The organism is Plantactinospora sp. A48 (genome assembly GCF_055793945.1).
Genome location: NZ_JBTIXF010000077.1, coordinates 12,778 through 29,834 on the forward strand (window position 1 = coordinate 12,778; position 17,057 = coordinate 29,834).

A 17,057-nucleotide genomic window follows, 5' to 3' on the forward strand; every position below is an offset into this window, starting at 1 on the left:
CCCAGTCCCGCCCCGCCCCGCGTCGGCCATCCCCGGCCCGGAGGCCCCACCCCGAACCAGATCATCCCTCCCCTCTTTCCCCTGGAGACAACATGCCTGCAACGCACCGTCAGCGGCGCCGGGTGCTCACCGCGGCGCTGGTGGCCCTCGGCCTCACGGTCACCGCCTGCGCCGACAAGGCCGGTGGTGGATCATCGGAGACCATCAAGATCGGCCTGCTGGCGTCGCTGTCCGGGACGTACCAGGCCGTGGGCACGGACATCCGCGACGGCTTCCAGCTCTACCTGTCCAGCCACGACAACAAGCTCGGCGGACACCCGGTGCAGCTCGTCATCGCCGACGAGGGCAACGGCGCCCCCACCGCCGTACCGGCCGCCACCAAGCTGCTCAAGCAGGACAAGGTGGTCGCCCTCACCGGCATCGTCGGCGGTGGGTCGGCCGCCGCCGTCATCCCGCTCACCGAGCAGGCGAAGGTGCCGCTGATCGGCTCGAACGCCCGCCCCGAACTCAAGGACGTGACGCGGGTCTGGCACACGTCCTACCTGTCCGAGGAACCGGGCGCCGCGATCGCCCAACACATCAAGGACAAGGTCAACGGTCCGGTGTACGCCATCGGACCCGACTACCAGGGCGGCTGGGACGAACTGAAGGGCTTCACCGACGCGTTCACCGGGACCGGCGGCAAACTGGCCAACCCGGACGGCAAGACCCGGTGGACGCCGTTCCCGGCCACCACCAACTTCACCCCGTACTTCGCCCAGATCAAGGCGTCCGGGGCGGCCGCCGTCTACACCTTCTACGCCGGGTCCGCGGCCGTCGACTTCGTGAAGCAGTACGCGCAGTCGGAGGCCAGGGACATCCCGCTGTACGCCGCGGGCTTCCTCACCGAGGGTGGTGTGCTCAACGCCCAGGGCGCCGCCGCGAAGAACATCTACTCGGTGCTCAACTACTCGCCCGACCTGGACAACGCCGAGAACCGGTCCTTCGTGGCGGCGTGGAAGGCCAACCACGACGGCTCGCCCACCACGTACGCGATGGCCTCGTACGACGCCGCGGCCGTGCTCGACCGGGCCGTCGGGGCCGCCGGCGACCATCCCACCGCCGAGTCGATCAACACCGCGATCGGCGGGCTGGGCCAGATCAACAGCCCGCGCGGCACCTGGCAGTTCTCCCGGACCACCCACTCGCCGGTGCAGAAGTGGTACCTCCGGCAGGTCCGGCAGGACGGCCGGGCGCTGTCCAACACGGTCGTCGGTGACCTGGCGACCGTCGGGCAGTGATGTCGGCGCTCGCAGCCGGCCGGCTGGACGCCTATCTCGTACCCGCGGTCGACGGGGTAGCCTACGGGCTGCTGATGTTCGTCGCCGCCGCCGGACTGGTGTTCTGCTTCGGCGTGGCGAACATCCTCAACCTCGCCCACGGCACGCTGTTCGCGATCGGCGCGTACACGGCCGCCGCCCTGATGGACGGCGGGTGGACCGGCCTGCTGCTCGCGGTGCTCGTCGGCACCGTCGCGGCGGCCGCCGCGGGTGGGGTGGTGGCCGTCCTGCTCGCCCCGGTCGCCGACCGTGACCACCTCACCCAGGCGCTGCTCACCTTCGGCGCCGCGCTCGCCGGCGGCAGCCTGCTGGTCAGCGCGTTCGGACCGAACGAGCTGCCGACGCGGGTGCCGGCGGCACTCGATCAGGGGGTGTCGCTGGCCGGGCACCGGTACGCCGCGTACCGGCTGGTGTTCATCGCCGTCGCCGGCCTGATCGCGGCGCTGCTCTACCTGGCCGTCGCCCGGAGCCGGGCCGGCATGCTGGTCCGGGCCGCCGTCGACGACGCCGAGATGGTGGCGGCCCTGGGGGTCGACCCGTCCCGGGTACGCCTCGGCGTGCTGACCGTGGCCGGTGCGCTCGCCGGGGTCGCCGGGGTGCTCGGGGCGCCGATCATCGGGCCCGGTCCGGGCACGGCCGGCACGATACTGCTGCTCTCCCTGGTGATCGTGGTGCTCGGTGGGATCGGCTCGGTCGCCGGCACGCTGCTCGCCGCGCTGGCCGTGGGGGAGATCCAGACCCTCGGGGTGGCGCTGCTGCCGTCGGCCGCACCGTTCCTGGTGTTCGCGGCCATGGCCGTGACGCTGGCGGTCCGGTCCGGCGGCCCGGTCCGGCGCTGGCGGCTGCGGTGAGGACACCACCCGGGCGCCGGATCGCCGGGGCCGCCGTGGCGGTGGCGGCCCTGGCGGTGCCGTGGTCCGCCGACGACTACACCACCTCGTTGCTGGCCCGCACGCTGGTGCTCGGGCTGGTCGGACTGAGCGTCGCGCTGCTCACCGGGATCGCCGGCCTGCCGACGCTCGGTCAGACCGGGCCGTACGCCGCGGGCGCGTACACCTGTGCGCTGCTGGCCGGGCACGGTCAGCAGGTCGGTCTGGTGCTGGTCGCCACCGGGGCCGTGGTGGGCGCGCTGTTCGGACTGCTCACCATCCCCCTCGTGGTACACGCCCGGGGTGTGGTGGTCCTGATGATCACCCTGGCCATCGGCGAACTGGTGGCTACCGCGGCCAGTCGCTGGCGCTCGGTCACGGGCGGCTCGGACGGCCTGGCCGCCATCGTCCCGGTCCGGCCGGTGTGGGGGATGCCGCTGCTGGAGACCGACCGGGCGCGCTACCTCTACACCCTGGCGGTGGTGGCCGCGGTGCTGTTCGTCGTGCTCGCGGTGCTGCGGACACCGGCCGGCGCGGTGCTGCGGGCCGGCCGCGACGACGAGCGCCGGCTGCGGGCCAGCGGCCACCCGGTACCGGTCTATCTGGCCGGGGCGTACGTGCTGGCCGGGGCGGTCGCCGGGGTCGCCGGGTCGCTGCTGGTGACCGTCCAGCAGTACGTCTCACCCGCCGACTTCGACTTCGACACCTCGGCGCTGCTGCTGCTCGGCGTGGTCATCGGCGGGGTGGTGTCGATGACCGGCGCGCTGGTCGGCGCCGCCCTGGTCATCGCCGCCCGGGACTGGCTGTCCGGCGCGCTGCCCGGGTACACCCCGCTGGTGCTGGGCGCCGCGTTCGTGCTCACCGCGTACCTGTTCCCGGCCGGTTTCGGCGGTCCCCGCCCCGCGCTGCGCCGGTACGCCGGCTGGCTCGACCGGCGCGGACCGGGCACCGGGGCGGCGCGGTCGTCCGCCACCGCCCGGCGAGGATCCGACGGATGACGGACGTGCTCACCGCCACGGGACTGACCCGGCGGTACGGATCGCTCACCGTGGTCGACGGGGTGGACCTGCGGATCGCCGACGGTCAGCGGTACGCGCTGATCGGGCCGAACGGTGCGGGCAAGAGCACGCTGCTCGACCTGATCGGCGGCGCCCAGCGACCCGACCGGGGCCGGGTGGTGTTCGCGGACCGGGACGTCACCCGCACCGGCCCCGCCGGCCGGGCCCGGCTCGGCATCGGCCGGATCCACCAGCGGCCTGCCGTCTGGCCCAGCCTCAGCGTGCTGGACAACGTGATGGTGGCGGCGCTGCCGCACGTCGGGCGCGCCGCCTGGCGGCCGGGTCGGTACGGCCAGCGGGTCCGGCGTCCGGCCGTCGGTCTGCTGGCCCGGCTGGGGCTGGCCGACCATGCCCGACGCCCGGCGGGGCACCTGTCGCACGGGCAGCGGCGGCAACTGGAGATCGCGATGGCGCTGGCCGGGCGCCCCCGGCTGCTGCTGCTGGACGAGCCGGCCGCCGGCCTGTCGGCCCGGGACACCGAGGACCTCGTCCAGCTCCTCGCGGCGCTGCCCCGCACCGTCGCCGTGCTGCTGGTCGAGCACCGGCTCGACCTGGTCTACAGCCTGGCCGACGTGGTGACCGTGCTGCGCGACGGTCGGGTGCTGGCCTCCGGCCCGCCGGTCGAGATCCAGAACTCGCCCGCGCTGGCGTTGGCGTTCGGAACGGGAGACGCCTGATGCTGCGGGTGGACCGGTTGGTCGCCGGTTACGACGGCGGCATCGCGTTGCACGAGGTGACGCTGGAGGTGCCGACCGGTTCGGTGCAGGCGGTGGTCGGGCGCAACGGCGCCGGCAAGAGCACGCTGGTCAACGCGATCGCCGGACTGCTGCCGCCGTACGCGGGTCGGATCGAGCTGGACGGCACGCGGTTGGCCGGGCTGCCGGCGTACCGGGCGGCCCGCGCCGGTGTCGGTCTGGTGCCACAGGGCCGGCGGGTGTTCCCCCGGCTGACCGTCGGCGAACACCTGGCGCTGGCCGCCGCCTCCTCCCGGCGGCGGTCCCGGAGCGCGCCCGCGTGGACGGTCGACCGGGTGCTGGAGTTGCTGCCCCGGCTCGGCGAGCGCGACCGGCACCGGGGTGACCAGCTCTCCGGTGGCGAGCAGCAGATGCTGGCCATCGGCCGGGCGCTGCTGACCCAACCCCGGGTGCTGCTGCTCGACGAGCCCTGCGAAGGGTTGGCGACCGGGCTCGCCGACCGGATCCGGGGGCTGGTCACCGAGCTGGCCGGTACCGGGCTGACCGTGCTGTTGATCGAGCAGCAACTGCACCACGCCATCCAGGTGGCCGATCGGGTCGCGGTCCTGGAATACGGCCGGCTGGTGTACGACCACCCCGTGGCGGAGGTCCAGGCGGATCTCGCGCCCGTCGAGGAGATGCTCAACCCCTCACCCAGGAGATGGCGATGACCGTGGAACCCGACTACACCTTCGACAACGCCTCCCCCCAGGCCGGGGCCCAGATGAACGCCCTGGAGTCGTTCCTGGACCCGGTGACCGTGCGCCGGCTCACCCCGCCGCTGCTGCTGCCGGGCACCACGTGTTGGGAGGTGGGCGCCGGCGGTGGGTCGATCGCCCGGGTGCTCGCCGACGCTGTCGGCCGGACCGGCCTGGTGGTCGCCACGGACCTGGACCCGCAGCACCTGGCGCCCGCGCCGAACCTGGTGGTACGCCGGCACGATGTCCGGACCGATCCGCCACCCGGCGGCCCGTTCGAGCTGATCCACGCCCGGTTGCTCCTGCTGCACCTGCCGGAACGGCAGCGGGTGCTGCGCAAACTCACCGGCACGCTGGCGCCCGGCGGCTGGCTGGTGGTGGAGGAGTTCGACTGCTCCACCCCACTGCGGGTGCTGGCCGCGCCGGATGACGACTCGGCGAAGCTGTTCACCCTGGTGATGGAGACGATCCTGACGACCCTCCAGTCGCACGGCGCCTCGATGGACTGGGCACAGGGGGTACATACCGAAATGTGCCAGGCCGGGCTGGTCGACGTCGACACGGTGACGCATTCGGAGAGCTGGCGGGGCGGTTCGTCGGGCCTGTCGCTGCACGAGACGAACAGCCGGCAGTTGGAGCCCGAGTTGCTGGCCGCGGGACTGTCCATGGGGCAGCTGCGGGCGTTCCGCGAGTTGACCCGCAATCCGAACTTCGCCGCCATGTCGTACCAGTTCGTCTCCACCCGAGGACGCCGGCCCGGCACCGCCCGCCGCCACTGATGCGGCCCGGTCCGGCGCTGGTGCTGGGCAGCCTGCTGTTCGCGCCGGTGGCGCTGGCCAGTCCGCTCGGCGCCGTGCTGGTGCTGCCGGACCGCCGGTTGCCGCTGCTCCTGGTGGCTGGTGGCGGGTTGGCTGTCGGGTTCTGGGCGTACCGTCGCGGCGGTGCGTCGGCCGCCGGGTGCTGGGCGTACCGACGCGATGGCACGTGTCGGGTTTCCGACCGCTGATCGCGACCGCGTCCCTCGGCCAACTGCATACGCTCAGTGTCGTGTTCGACACCCTGAGGCAGGATTTTCAGGCGAACCCGGACGATCACCTGGCCCGGTTGGTTCTCGTCGTGTTCCGCTTCGGACAGTGGACGGCCGCGCGGCCGACCACGGTCCGCCGGCTGTGCGCGATCGGGTACCGGGTGCTCAACCTGCTCGTCGTCCGGTTGGGGGTGAACAGCGACCTGCCCCGCGAGCTGACCTGTGGCCCCGGGTTGCGCCTGTTCCACCCGTACGGGCTCGTGCTGCACCGTGGTGCCCGGCTCGGCGCCCAGATCAACCTGTACCACCACGTGACGATCGGCCGGCGGGACAACTCCGGCGAACCGGTCCTGGGCGACGGCATCACCGTCGGAGCCGGTGCGACCATCCTCGGACCGATCCGGATCGGCAGTCAGGCCCAGATCGGCGCCGGGGCGACAGTGCTGGACGACGTACCCCCGGGCGGGGTGGCGATCGGCCCACGGGCCGCGGTCCGCGAGCCGGCCCGACCGGCCGCCCGGCCGGCCGGCGTCGGCGGTCGTTCCCCCCGCGACGCGGGACGTGACGCCTCCGGGTCCGGCCCGACGACCGGCACCGTCAGCGAGGCGCCACCGGCAGGTCGATGACCTCGGCCGGGTCCCGGCGCGGGGTGGGCCAGCCCGGCAACCCGTACCCGATCCGCAGCACCATCTGCGGCGTCCCGAACCGGCCCAGCGCCCGCCGCAACCGCTCGCGGGCGCCCGGCACCTCGATGGGCTGCGACAGCATCGAGGCGGCCAGACCGGCGTCGGTCACGGTGAGCAGTACCCGTTGCAGCGCCACACCGCTGGCGATCTGGTCACCGGCGGTGTCGCCCGGCGAGCCGAGCACCGCGACCAGCGGCTCCGGTTCGTAGTCCCGGCCGGGTCCCCGGGGACGGGTGCCGAAGGCCCGCTGCGGCAGCAGATCCTGCGGTTCGCCGGACGGCCCGGCCGCCGACCAGGGCACCCCGTCCCCGGCCGTTTCGTGCCGGATCCAGGCGGCCACCTCCGCCCGGTACGCCGGATCCCGCTCCAGCACCCGGTCGGCGCTCCGGGCGATCTCCGCGAGCGCGTTCACCGGGCCGGCCCCGACGACCAGGTCGAGCCAGCCGTCCTCGGCGCGGGCCGCCTCCACCAGCCGCCACCGCACGTCCGGGGGCACCGGGTCGGCCCAGAACGGCGCCCGGTTGCTGTACCGGTGCGGGATCGCGGCGAACAGGTCCCGTTCCAGCGGGGTCGGCGGGCGCGGTTGGTCCGGGGTCAACCGGGCGACCACGTCCGGGTCACGCGGCCAGGGCCGCAGCCGGACCTGGGCCGGGGTACCGACGACGGCGAGGGCGAGGCGGAGGTTGAACACGGCCGCGCCGCAGGACAACCGCGCACCCCAGCCCGTCGGGTCGGTGGCGGGCAACCGGCGAGCCCGGTCGAGCCGTACCTCGATGCCGCCGTCGCGCAGGGTGAACCGCCACGGCTGGCTGTTGTGCAGCGAGGGGGCCCGCACCGCGGCCGGCACCGCCGTCCACAGCTGTTGATCGGTGTACGCCGCGACGGTCATCACGACCCCCCCTGGTCCCGGATCTCGATCACCTCGCTGGCGCCGCGCCGGGGGATGGCCGGAAGGTCGTCCGACCCGCCGAGCCCGAGCCGGACCGTCAGGTACGGCTCGCCGAGCCCGGACAGCAGGTCCCGCATCAGCCGGCGGGGCCAGGCCAGTTCGATCGCGTCGGACAGCGGCGCCGCCGACAGACCCTGGACGACGGCCTCAAGCAGAAGCGCGGACAGACCCTCACCCGCGACCAACCAGCCGGACGGGTCGTCGGTGGCACCGAACAGGATCACGAAGCTGGCACCGCGGTCGAACCCCGCGCCAACGTCCAGCCCCGGCTCGTCGCCCAGCGTGTGGTCCCGGACCGGCACCCGGCGCGGGCCCTGCCGGACGCTCACGCTGGCCGGCACGCCGTCCCCGTCGGCCGGCGGCCGGTGGGTCCAGCGGGTCAGCTCCGCCCGGTATGCGGGATCCGCCAACTCGGTGGCGGCGGCCCGTGCGGTCAACACGGCCAGCATCGGCATCTGGTCGGGGCGTACCAGGTGCAGTTGGGCCCCCTCGGCCTCGACGGCCGCGCGGAGCCGGTCAAGGGCCTCGGCCGGCACGGGCGTGTCGGCGAAGGCCCGCCGGTCGGTACGGCGGCGGGAGATCGCCGCGGCCAGGGCCCGGTCCCGGTCGCCGGGCCGGTGCGAACCGGTGATCCGGATCCGGGCGAGCAGGTCCGGATCCGCCGGCTCGGGGAAACGCGCCACCTCCACCCGGTGACCGGCGGCGGCGAGCGCGACCCGCGCGTGGTGCAACGCGGTCCCGCAACTGATCACCAGCAGCCGGCCGTCCGGGTCGGTGACGCGCAGCGCCCGGGCCCGGTCGGCGCGCAACTCCAGGGTGGTCCCGTCAACCCGCCACCGCCACGGCTGGGTGTTGAACACCGAGGGCGCCCGCAACGCCTGCCGTGCGGCGTCGGCCAACGGGCCGCCGGCCGCCGGGGTCCACCGGGTGCTGGTCCAGGTCATCGTTCCTCCTCGGTGATTTCTCTTCTCGCCACCACGATGCGTCGGTCCGCCGGTTCCGGGCAGGGCCGGAGGACCCGTCGTCGGTCCCGCCCGAACCGGGACCTTCGGCCCGTGCGCGCCGGCCCGGCGAGGGGTAGAAACGGAGGATGATCCGCGTGTACCTGCTCGACGACCATGAGGTCGTCCGCCGTGGCCTGGCCGACCTGCTGACCGCCAGTGGCGACATCGAGGTGGTGGGGGAGTCCGGCTCGGCCGTGGCCGCCGCCGCCCGGATCCCGGCGCTACGCCCCGACGTGGCGATCCTGGACGCGCGGCTGCCCGACGGTAACGGAATCGACGTGTGCCGGGACGTCCGCGCCGTCGACTCGACCATCAAGGGCCTGATCCTCACCTCGTACGAGGACGACGAGGCGCTGTTCGCGGCCATCATGGCCGGGGCCGCCGGCTACGTGCTCAAGCAGATCCGCGGCACCGACCTCGTCGACGCGGTACGCCGGGTGGCGGCCGGCCAGTCGCTGCTCGACCCGGCGGTCACCCAGCGGGTGCTGGAGCGGATCCGCAGCGGCGTGGAGCAGCCGCGCGAGTTGAAGGCGCTGACCGAACAGGAACGGCGGATCCTGGAGTACGTCGCCGAAGGGCTGACCAACCGCGAGATCGCCACCCGGATGTTCCTGGCCGAGAAGACCGTCAAGAACTACGTCTCCAGTGTGCTGGCCAAGCTGGGTCTGGAACGGCGTACCCAGGCGGCGGTGCTGGCCACCCGGCTGCTCGGCCAGCGCCACTGAGCTGCACGTCGGCCGGCGCCGCCGGCTGCACGTCGGCCGGCGCCGCTGAAATCTACCCGGCCGGCGTCAGCGGCCCGGACCTCCGCCGGCCTCGGCGCGGGTCAGCGCGGCAGCGGGACGGTCCAGCGCACCTCGGTGCCCCGGGGCTCGACCCCGAGCACCTCGAACGTCCCACCGTGCTGCCGGGCCCGCTCGGCGAGGTTCACCAGACCGCCCCGGGCGGCTGCCGGATCGGTCCCCACGCCGTCGTCGAGGACCGCGACCGACAGCCGCTCGGTGTCGACAGCGATCCGTACCGCCACCCGGTCGGCCTTCGCGTGCCGGACCGCGTTGGACAGCGCCTCCCGCAACACGGCCAGCAGTTCGGGACGCAGGTCGTCGGGGACCGCGCTGTCCACCGGACCGGTGAGTTCGAGTCCGGGCCGGAACCCGAGCGCCGCCGTGGCCTCCGCGACGGTCTCGCGGATCTCGGTACGCAGCGCCGCGCTCATCGGGGTGCGCAGCTCGAAGATGGTCCGCCGGATGTCCCGGATGGTGGTGTCCAGGTCGTCCACGGCCGCGTTGATCCGCTTGGCGATCTCCGGTCGGGCGGCCAGCGGGGCGGTGCTCTGCAACTGCAGGCCGGTGGCGAACAGCCGCTGGATCACCACGTCGTGCAGGTCCCGGGCGATCCGTTCGCGGTCCTCCAACACCACCAGCAGCTCGCGTTCCTCCTGCCCACGGGCCCGCTCCATGGCCAGCGCGGCCTGCCCGGCGAAGCTGGTGAGCAGCGCCAGGTCGTCGTCCGCGGCCGATCCGCCCCGGTCAGGCCCGTGCGCCACCACGAGCACGCCGTGCAGGGTCTCCGCCGCCGTCAGCGGGACCACCACGGCCGGGCCGCCAGGCAGGGGCACCGGCCACGGCGCCGCCTCGGCGAGGTCGTCCACGACGATGTGCCGGCGCTCGGCCACCGCCGCCGCGAAGGTCGTGTCCGTGGCCGGCAACATCGTGCCGACCAGCCCACGGGGATCACCCACGGCCGACTCGACCACCTCGACGGTGAACCGGCCGGCGTCCTCGTCGTACAGCAGCACCAGCACCAGCCGGGCCTCCGCGACCTCGCGGGCGCGGCGGGCGACCAGGGTCAGCGCGTCGGTCCGGCGTACCTCGCCGAGCAGTACCTCGGTGATCTCCGCGGCGGCGGCGAGGAAGCGCTCCCGGCGGTGGGCGAGGGCGTACAGCCGGGCGTTCTCGATCGCCACGCCCGCTGCGGCGGCAAGCGCCACCACGATCTCCTCGTCATCCTCGGTGAACTCGGCGGCGCCCTGCTTCTCGGCCAGGTAGAGGTTTCCGAAGACCTGGTCGCGGATCCGCACCGGTACGCCGAGGAAGCTGTGCATCGGCGGATGGTTCGGCGGGAAGCCGTACGAGCGCGGGTGTCGGGTGATGTCCGGCATCCGCACCGGGCGAGGCTCGTCGATGAGCAGGCCGAGCACGCCCCGCCCGTGCGGCAGGTCACCGATCTGCGCGTGCAGCTCCTCGTCGATGCCGTGGGTGATGAAGTTGCGCAGCTGGGTGCGGTCCGGCCCGATCACGCCCAGCGCGCCGTACCGGGCGCCGACCAGCTCGCAGGCCGCCTCGACGATGCGGCGCAGCGTGGAGCGGACGTCCAGATCGGTGGAGATGCCGACAACGGCGTCCAGCAGGGCCCGCAGCCGTTCCCGGCTGGTGACCACCTCGCCGACCCGGTCGAGCATCTCCTGGAGCAGCTCGTCGAGCCGCACCCGCGACAGCGGGCTGAGACCCAGCGACGGAACCAGGTGTTCCTCATCCGACCCGACGGTCTCGGCTGTCATCCGTGGATCGTAGCGTCGCCTCCCACGATCCCGGGAGTACGCCAACCCCGGCACCTGTTACCCAACGAACCCCGAACGGCCCGCCGTGGACCACGGGATGCCTGCCCGTCACCTGGCCCTCGATGTCCCCAAGAAGACCCGAACGGCCCGCCGTGGACCACGGGATGCCTGCCCGTCACCTGGCCCTCGATGTCCCCAGGAAGATCGGCAGCGTGGGCTCGGCGAGCCGTTCGTGTGGTGGTCGGGCTCGCTGAGTACACGCCCGCAGGGCGCCGCGCGTTTCCGCCAGGGGTTGCATGTCCGATGGTCAGGCCAGGAAGGAGTAGGAGTTGGTGGTGTACTGCGGCATCGACTGGTCGGCACGGCATCACGACATTGCCCTGGTCGACGAGCACGGTTGCCTGGTCGCCAAGGGTCGTGTCGGCGACGACGTGGAGGGATTCACCGCGCTGGTGACACTCGGTGTCGCGCAGGAAGTCCGACCACGCCGACGCGCGGTGGTGCTGGCCAACATCCTGCGCACCGACGCTTACGCTCACCGGCCGCTGCCGCACAACAGCGAACTGGTCCAGACGGTCGCGGTGGCTGCCTCGCAACAGGACAGCTCTACCATCCCGGCAAGGCCTTTCCCATGGTCGGTATGCCCGCGCCCGCCGCTGCGCGGTGACACTGGCAGACTCGGTGCCCATGAACGACGGCAAGGACTGGTACGCCTGGCATAGCGCTTACACCGATCCTGGCTCGCACCGGGCCCGCCGCCTGAGGCTGGTTCAGCGGCACATCGCCGCGTGGCTCGACGAGCGACCTGGTGAACCGGTGTCCGTGGTCAGCATGTGCGCCGGCCAAGGTCACGACATTCTTGCTGTCCTGGCGTCGCGCCAGGACGCCAGGCGAGTCAGCGCCACGCTGATCGAGTACGAACCGCGCAACGTCGCTGCGGCCCAGACCCGAGCAACCGCCGAAGGCCTCGACACGGTGACCGTTGTGCAGGCCGACGCCGGTGACCTCGTCTCATACCGGCAGGCGGTACCCGCCGACCTGGTCATCATGGCGGGCGTCCTGGGCAACATCAGCGACGCCGACGCCCACACCACCATTCAGGCGCTGCCGCAGCTCTGCGCTGCCGACGGCACGGTGATCTGGACCAGGACACGACGAGCACCTGACCTGACACCGGCTGTCCGAGGGTGGCTGGCCGACACAGGGTTCTCCGAACAGGCGTTCACCGCTCCCGACGACGTGCTGTTCTCCGTCGGCGTTCACCGCTTCACCGGCACCCCACAGCCGCTGGGCAACGGCAAGATATTCCAGTTCATCGCATGACGGCGAACCGACGACTTGGCGGTTCCGGAGATCGGCGGTCTTTTTGATCATCCCCAGCCGGTCTCCCCACCGCGCTCCCGCCGGGTCCCCGCCACCCTGATCAAGGTGTTTGCGCCGCGGGGAAGCGCTTTCGTGGCGCAAACACCTTGATCAACAGTGCGCTGGGTGGGGGTGGGCAGCGGTGGTGGGGCGGGGTGTGGGTGGGGCGGGAGCCGCTTAGGCTTCTGGTCCGCCGCGGATCGCGGAGGTGTCGATGATCTGGTCGGCTGGCAGCCGCGGGGTGTGTGGCGGCCCGGCCTGCTCCGGATCGGCGATGCCGAGCCGCAGCACCAGATAGGGCTGGCCCATCCCGGACAGCGAGCGGCGCAGGATCTCCCGGGTCCCGGTCACCTCAACCACCCAGCTCAGCGGCACCACCGAGACGCCGAGCCCGGTGGCCGTGAGCCAGGCCGCCGACAACGCCGCGCCGGCCTCGAGCCAGTCGGCCGGCTCGTCCTCGTCGCCGAACAACACCGCGTAGCTGGCGGCCCGGTCGTGGCCCGATCCCATCGGCAGTGCGCCGGAGCCGAAGTCCCGGCCCGGCACCGTGCTCTGGGCGGGCTGCTCGGGCAGCACCTCCGGGGTGAGTCCGGTGCCGGCAGGTGCCCGGCTGGTCCAGTAGGCCAGTTCCTCGCGTACCGCCGGGTCCTCGGCCTCGGCGGAGGCGGCCCGGCCGGCGGCGGAGGCCAGCTCGAGGACCTGGTCGTTGCCGAGCACCTGGAGGTGGGCGTACTCCTCGGCGGCGGTGCGGACGGCCTCCAGCGCGGACGCCGGAACCGGCTCGTCGCTGACCGGCCGGCGGTCCGTGTGCCGCACACTCATCGACTGGACCAGCCGCATCGCCCCGTCGACCGGCGCGTCGTGCCCGGTCGGCACGATGACGGCCAGCAGATCGGGATTCGTCGGGTCGGGCAGCGGATCCACCCGTACCCGCCAGCCCTCGGCCAGCAGCGCCAGAACCGAGTGGTGTACCGCCGCGCCGCAGCTGACCAGCAGCAACCGGCCCGCCGGGTCGATCGCGGACAGCTGCCGCTCCCGTACGGCGTGCAGCTCCAACCGGTCGGGCAGTACCCGCCAGCGCCAGGGCTGGGTGTTGTGTACGGAAGGCGCGTGGCCGGCCACGGAGGCGGCCTGGGCGAGCGCGGTCGTGACGGTGCCGGCGGTCCCCGGCGGCGCGTCGGTCATCGGCGAAAGACCCTCTCTCGTCTGCTCAACGTGCTCGGCGCCGCGGCGTTCGATGCTGCTGCGGCTCTTCGGTGCCGCTGGCGGTTGCTCACCGCTGCTGCCGGCGCTCGGTCTGCGGGCGCTTGGTCTGTGAGCGCTTGGTGCTGTGGGCGCTCGGTCTGTGAGCGTTCGGTGCTGCGGAACGCTCGATGCTACGGGTCGATCGGCCGAGGCGCCCGGCTGCCCGGGACCTCCCATCGTGCCCGATTTCCCGCTGATCTGGGCCAGCTTGCTCGACTCCAACATTCGACTCCAACAATAGTGCGATCGACGCCGCCGGTGTGCCGTCCCTCCACCGCCGGTTCACGCGGGCCCGGGTCGGTGGGACGTTAATAGGGGGCCCTTCCTCTACCGAAAGCGATAAGAGGGGGCCCTTCCTTTGCGACGATCGGTCGATGAGGGCACTGGTGTACCACGGGCCGGGCCAGCGGTCGTGGACCGAGGCGCCGGATCCGACGGTCGGCGATCCCACCGACGCGCTGCTGCGGGTGGACACCGTCACGATCTGCGGCACCGACCTGCACATCCTGGCCGGTGACGTGCCGGAGGTCCGGCCCGGCCGCATCCTCGGGCACGAGGCCGTGGGCACGGTGCTGGAGGTCGGGGCCGCGGTCACCAGCGTTCGCCCCGGCGACCGGGTGCTCGCCTCGTGCATCTCGGCCTGTGGGCGGTGCCGCTACTGCCGGGAGGCCAGGTACGGGCAGTGTCGATCCGGCGGCGGCTGGGTCCTCGGCCACCTGCTGGACGGGGTGCAGGCGGAACTGGCCCGGATCCTGTTCGCCGACCTGTCCCTGTATCCGCTGCCCGCCGAGGTGTCCGACGAGGCGGCCGTGGTGCTCGCCGACATCGTGCCGACCGCGTACGAGGTGGGCGCGCGCTGCGGGCGGGTCGAGCCGGGTGACACCGTGGTGATCGTCGGGGCCGGTCCGATCGGGCTGGCCGCCATCCGGACCGTCCGGTTGTTCTCCCCGCTCCGGATCGTGGTGGTGGACCCGGCCGAACCGCGGCGGCGAGCGGCCGAGGAGTTCGGCGCTGATCTCGTCCTCGAACCCGGCGCGGACGTGCGGGAGCGGATCGAGGCGCTCACCGACGGACTCGGTGCCGACGTGGCGGTGGAGGCCGTGGGCCGGCCGGACACCTTCGAGCTGTGCGCGACGCTGGTCCGGCCGGGCGGCCGGCTGGCCAACATCGGTGTCCACGGCGCACCGGCCACGCTGCACCTGGAGCAGTTGTGGATCCGCGACGTCACGATCACCACGGGGCTGGTCGACACGTACTCCATCCCGACCCTGCTCTCCATGGTGGCGGCCGGCCGGCTGGACACCAGCGGCCTGGTCACCCACCGGTTCGCCCTGGACGACATCGAGACGGCGTACGACATCTTCGCCGATCCGGGCCGGAGCGGGGCGTTGAAGGTGGCGCTGAGCCGGACGTGACCGACCGCCAGGAGAGGCCCGCCGGTGTCGGCCCGGGTACCGCCACCGGTTGTTCGGGGGCGGGTCGCGTCGACGGGCCGGACCGGGCGGGTGGCCGCTGGCGCCGGTGGCTGGAGTGGGCGCCGCTGCTGGTCCTGGTCGTGGTGGTGGCCGTCGGCACCGCGCTGTGGCTGGCCGACGCCCGCTCCGCCGCGTCCGCGGTCTGGGCCGCCGCGACCGTCGCGACGCTGGCCCCCACCGCGTTCTGGGTGCTGCGCTCGTTGGTCCGGCGCGAGTTCGGGGTGGACGTCATCGCGGCACTGGCGCTGGCCGGCGCGCTGCTGGTCCGGGAGTACCTGGCCGGCGCTGTGATCGCGCTGATGCTCGCCACCGGGCGCACCCTTGAGGCGTACGCCGAGCGGCGGGCCACCCGGGACCTGCACGCGCTGCTGTCCCGGGCACCCCGTACCGCTCGCCGTCGCAGCGCCGCGGGCGAGGTCGTGGTGGTCGACCTCGCCGACGTACGGGCCGGGGACCGGCTGCTGGTCGGGCCGGGTGACGTGGTGCCGGTGGACGGTGAGCTGGAGGAGCCGGCCACCCTGGACGAGTCGGTGGTGACCGGGGAGTCACGGCCGGTCGACCGGCGGGCCGGCGACCGGGTGGCCAGCGGCGTACTGAACGCCGGTGCCGCGTTCGGGCTGCGGGCGGTGGCCACGGCCGAGCGGAGCACGTACGCCGGGATCGTCCGGTTGGCGCAGGAGGCCACCCGGCGCAAGGCGCCGATGGTCCGGCTCGCCGACCGGTACGCGGCGGCGTTCGTCCCGTTCACCCTGGTGGTGGCCGGGCTGGCCGGGGCGCTGTCCGGTGAGTTCCGGCGGGCGGTCGCGGTGCTGGTGGTGGCGACGCCGTGCCCGCTGCTGCTGGCCATGCCGATCGCGGTGGTGTCGGGGCTGTCCCGGGCCGCCCGGCGGGGCGTCCTGATCCGCGACGGCGGTTCGCTGGAGGTGCTGGGCCGGGCCAACACGCTGCTGGTGGACAAGACGGGCACGCTGACCGCCGGCCGGCCCAGGACCACCGGCACGCTCACCGCGCCCGGCCGGGACCCCGGCGAGGTGCTCCGGCTGGCCGCGTCGGTGGAGCAGCTGTCCACGCACGTCCTGGCCACCGCCGTGGTACGCGAGGCCCGCGAGCGGGGCGTGGCGCTGAGCATGCCGACCGAGGTGACCGAGGAGCCGGGCCGCTGGGTGAGCGGCCGGGTGGACGGCTCGGTGGTACGGGTCGGCCAGCTCTCGGGGGAACCGCCGGAGTGGGCCGTCGGCCACCGCAGCCGGGCTGAGGAGGAGGGTGTCTCACTGGTCTGGGTCAGCGTGGACGGTGACCCGGCGGGTGCGCTGCTGCTGGCCGACCCGGTCCGGTCGGACGCGGTGGCGACGACCCGCCGGCTGCGGCAGGCCGGCTTCGAGCGGTTGGTGATGCTGACCGGGGACCGACCCGGGGTGGCCGAGCGGGTGGCTCGGGCGGTCGGCGTGGACGACGTGGTGGCGCACTGCTCGCCGGCCGAGAAGGTGGCTCGGGTCCGGGCCGAGTCCGAGCGGGCGGTGACGGTGATGGTGGGGGACGGGGTGAACGACGCGCCGGCGCTGGCCGCCGCGCACGTCGGGGTGGCGATGGGTGCGACCGGGGCGACCGCCTCGGCCGACGTGGCGGACGCGGTGCTCACGGTCGACCGGCTGGACCGGCTCGCCGACGCCGTGGAGATCGCCCGGTACGCCCGGCGGATCGCGGTGCAGAGCGCGCTGGTCGGGATGGGGCTCGCCGTGCTGGCGATGATCGCGGCGGCGGTCGGCCTGCTGCCGCCCGTGGCCGGGGCGTTCCTGCAGGAGGGGATCGACGTGCTGGTGATCCTGAACGCGCTGCGGGCGCTGCGCGGCGGCGTCGATCAAGGCGAGGTCTGGTAGGCGATCCGGGTCCTCGGGGCCCGTCCAACCCCCTTGCGCCCACCTGCCCTTTGATCAGCACCGGGATCGCCTATGTGGGTGGCGTTCGCTGGATGAACGAGGACGCGGACCGGGGGGTCAGGGAGGGGGGTGGGGGGGGGGGGGGGAGGGGGAAAGGAAGACTTCAGGCGCTCGCTGCTTGCCCCATAACTCCT

General features: G+C 73.5%; 17 protein-coding genes. 13 read left to right on the forward strand and 4 right to left on the reverse strand.

The window, feature by feature from the left end; translation table 11 throughout:
* Positions 1-92 precede the first annotated feature (92 nt).
* From ACXN5W_RS26930 to ACXN5W_RS26965, 8 genes are read left to right on the forward strand one after another with little or no spacing between them, the layout of a single operon-like run.
* Positions 93-1,280: an ABC transporter substrate-binding protein gene (locus ACXN5W_RS26930; protein ID WP_473161187.1), complete on the forward strand. Its 1,188-nt coding sequence runs from the start codon at positions 93-95 to the stop codon at positions 1,278-1,280.
* Entirely contained in the window at positions 1,280-2,170 is an 891-nt protein-coding gene (locus ACXN5W_RS26935; RefSeq protein ID WP_473161188.1) for a branched-chain amino acid ABC transporter permease, read from the forward strand. Before ACXN5W_RS26930 ends, ACXN5W_RS26935 begins: the two co-directional genes overlap by 1 nt.
* A complete protein-coding gene (locus ACXN5W_RS26940; protein WP_473161189.1) occupies positions 2,167-3,186 on the forward strand; it encodes a branched-chain amino acid ABC transporter permease in 1,020 nt (339 codons plus the stop codon). The genes ACXN5W_RS26935 and ACXN5W_RS26940 overlap by 4 nt, the downstream gene beginning before the upstream one ends.
* A complete protein-coding gene (locus ACXN5W_RS26945) occupies positions 3,183-3,923 on the forward strand; it encodes an ABC transporter ATP-binding protein (protein ID WP_473161190.1) in 741 nt (246 codons plus the stop codon). The genes ACXN5W_RS26940 and ACXN5W_RS26945 overlap by 4 nt, the downstream gene beginning before the upstream one ends.
* A complete protein-coding gene (locus ACXN5W_RS26950) occupies positions 3,923-4,651 on the forward strand; it encodes an ABC transporter ATP-binding protein (protein ID WP_473161191.1) in 729 nt (242 codons plus the stop codon). Before ACXN5W_RS26945 ends, ACXN5W_RS26950 begins: the two co-directional genes overlap by 1 nt.
* Positions 4,648-5,457 carry a methyltransferase domain-containing protein gene (locus ACXN5W_RS26955; protein ID WP_473161192.1) on the forward strand — a complete coding sequence of 270 codons (810 nt, stop codon included), beginning with the start codon at positions 4,648-4,650 and terminating at the stop codon, positions 5,455-5,457. The genes ACXN5W_RS26950 and ACXN5W_RS26955 overlap by 4 nt, the downstream gene beginning before the upstream one ends.
* The gene (locus tag ACXN5W_RS26960) at positions 5,457-5,684 is read left to right on the forward strand and encodes a hypothetical protein (RefSeq protein WP_473161193.1); all 228 of its coding nucleotides are present in this window, start codon (positions 5,457-5,459) and stop codon (positions 5,682-5,684) included. The genes ACXN5W_RS26955 and ACXN5W_RS26960 overlap by 1 nt, the downstream gene beginning before the upstream one ends.
* Before the next feature lie 41 nt (positions 5,685-5,725).
* The gene (locus ACXN5W_RS26965; protein ID WP_473161194.1) at positions 5,726-6,331 is read left to right on the forward strand and encodes an LbetaH domain-containing protein; all 606 of its coding nucleotides are present in this window, start codon (positions 5,726-5,728) and stop codon (positions 6,329-6,331) included.
* On the opposite strand, the gene ACXN5W_RS26970 is transcribed toward ACXN5W_RS26965, so the two are convergent.
* On the reverse strand, positions 6,303-7,280 hold the full coding sequence (locus ACXN5W_RS26970) for an Acg family FMN-binding oxidoreductase (RefSeq protein ID WP_473161195.1): 978 nt from the start codon (positions 7,278-7,280) through the stop codon (positions 6,303-6,305). The two genes, ACXN5W_RS26965 and ACXN5W_RS26970, sit on opposite strands and share 29 nt — an antisense overlap.
* Positions 7,280-8,284, reverse strand: coding sequence for an Acg family FMN-binding oxidoreductase (locus tag ACXN5W_RS26975; RefSeq protein ID WP_473161196.1), 1,005 nt, complete (start codon positions 8,282-8,284; stop codon positions 7,280-7,282). The genes ACXN5W_RS26970 and ACXN5W_RS26975 overlap by 1 nt, the downstream gene beginning before the upstream one ends.
* Positions 8,285-8,430: 146 nt before the next feature.
* On the opposite strand from ACXN5W_RS26975, the gene ACXN5W_RS26980 reads away from it, so the two are divergent.
* The gene (locus ACXN5W_RS26980) at positions 8,431-9,069 is read left to right on the forward strand and encodes a response regulator (protein WP_473161197.1); all 639 of its coding nucleotides are present in this window, start codon (positions 8,431-8,433) and stop codon (positions 9,067-9,069) included.
* 101 nt (positions 9,070-9,170) lie between these two features.
* On the opposite strand, the gene ACXN5W_RS26985 is transcribed toward ACXN5W_RS26980, so the two are convergent.
* Positions 9,171-10,904: a sensor histidine kinase gene (locus ACXN5W_RS26985; RefSeq protein ID WP_473161198.1), complete on the reverse strand. Its 1,734-nt coding sequence runs from the start codon at positions 10,902-10,904 to the stop codon at positions 9,171-9,173.
* Positions 10,905-11,233: 329 nt separating this feature from the next.
* Between ACXN5W_RS26985 and ACXN5W_RS26990 the strand changes: the two genes are divergently transcribed.
* Together ACXN5W_RS26990 and ACXN5W_RS26995 are read left to right on the forward strand one after the other, a co-directional pair.
* Positions 11,234-11,626: a hypothetical protein gene (locus tag ACXN5W_RS26990; protein WP_473161199.1), complete on the forward strand. Its 393-nt coding sequence runs from the start codon at positions 11,234-11,236 to the stop codon at positions 11,624-11,626.
* Positions 11,592-12,227 carry a class I SAM-dependent methyltransferase family protein gene (locus ACXN5W_RS26995; RefSeq protein ID WP_473161200.1) on the forward strand — a complete coding sequence of 212 codons (636 nt, stop codon included), beginning with the start codon at positions 11,592-11,594 and terminating at the stop codon, positions 12,225-12,227. The genes ACXN5W_RS26990 and ACXN5W_RS26995 overlap by 35 nt, the downstream gene beginning before the upstream one ends.
* 216 nt (positions 12,228-12,443) lie before the next feature.
* On the opposite strand, the gene ACXN5W_RS27000 is transcribed toward ACXN5W_RS26995, so the two are convergent.
* Positions 12,444-13,451 (reverse strand): Acg family FMN-binding oxidoreductase, encoded by a 1,008-nt coding sequence (locus tag ACXN5W_RS27000; RefSeq protein ID WP_473161201.1) that lies wholly within the window; start codon positions 13,449-13,451, stop codon positions 12,444-12,446.
* A 434-nt stretch (positions 13,452-13,885) separates the two neighbouring features.
* Between ACXN5W_RS27000 and ACXN5W_RS27005 the strand changes: the two genes are divergently transcribed.
* Both ACXN5W_RS27005 and ACXN5W_RS27010 read left to right on the forward strand, forming a co-directional pair.
* The gene (locus tag ACXN5W_RS27005; RefSeq protein ID WP_473161202.1) at positions 13,886-14,926 is read left to right on the forward strand and encodes an alcohol dehydrogenase catalytic domain-containing protein; all 1,041 of its coding nucleotides are present in this window, start codon (positions 13,886-13,888) and stop codon (positions 14,924-14,926) included.
* A 110-nt stretch (positions 14,927-15,036) separates the two neighbouring features.
* Entirely contained in the window at positions 15,037-16,863 is a 1,827-nt protein-coding gene (locus ACXN5W_RS27010; protein ID WP_473161204.1) for a heavy metal translocating P-type ATPase, read from the forward strand.
* Positions 16,864-17,057: the final 194 nt, after the last annotated feature.

What these genes read in the sequence shown, in the direction of transcription:
- ACXN5W_RS26950 (WP_473161191.1), top strand. Translation starts at nt 3,923, where the DNA reads ATGCTGCGGGTGGACCGGTTGGTCGCCGGTTACGACGGCGGCATCGCG.
- ACXN5W_RS26975 (WP_473161196.1), bottom strand. Translation starts at nt 8,284, where the DNA reads ATGACCTGGACCAGCACCCGGTGGACCCCGGCGGCCGGCGGCCCGTTG.
- ACXN5W_RS26930 (WP_473161187.1), top strand. Translation starts at nt 93, where the DNA reads ATGCCTGCAACGCACCGTCAGCGGCGCCGGGTGCTCACCGCGGCGCTG.
- ACXN5W_RS26985 (WP_473161198.1), bottom strand. Translation starts at nt 10,904, where the DNA reads ATGACAGCCGAGACCGTCGGGTCGGATGAGGAACACCTGGTTCCGTCG.
- ACXN5W_RS27000 (WP_473161201.1), bottom strand. Translation starts at nt 13,451, where the DNA reads ATGACCGACGCGCCGCCGGGGACCGCCGGCACCGTCACGACCGCGCTC.
- ACXN5W_RS26980 (WP_473161197.1), top strand. Translation starts at nt 8,431, where the DNA reads ATGATCCGCGTGTACCTGCTCGACGACCATGAGGTCGTCCGCCGTGGC.
- ACXN5W_RS26995 (WP_473161200.1), top strand. Translation starts at nt 11,592, where the DNA reads ATGAACGACGGCAAGGACTGGTACGCCTGGCATAGCGCTTACACCGAT.
- ACXN5W_RS26970 (WP_473161195.1), bottom strand. Translation starts at nt 7,280, where the DNA reads ATGACCGTCGCGGCGTACACCGATCAACAGCTGTGGACGGCGGTGCCG.
- ACXN5W_RS27005 (WP_473161202.1), top strand. Translation starts at nt 13,886, where the DNA reads ATGAGGGCACTGGTGTACCACGGGCCGGGCCAGCGGTCGTGGACCGAG.
- ACXN5W_RS26935 (WP_473161188.1), top strand. Translation starts at nt 1,280, where the DNA reads ATGTCGGCGCTCGCAGCCGGCCGGCTGGACGCCTATCTCGTACCCGCG.
- ACXN5W_RS26945 (WP_473161190.1), top strand. Translation starts at nt 3,183, where the DNA reads ATGACGGACGTGCTCACCGCCACGGGACTGACCCGGCGGTACGGATCG.
- ACXN5W_RS26955 (WP_473161192.1), top strand. Translation starts at nt 4,648, where the DNA reads ATGACCGTGGAACCCGACTACACCTTCGACAACGCCTCCCCCCAGGCC.
- ACXN5W_RS26960 (WP_473161193.1), top strand. Translation starts at nt 5,457, where the DNA reads ATGCGGCCCGGTCCGGCGCTGGTGCTGGGCAGCCTGCTGTTCGCGCCG.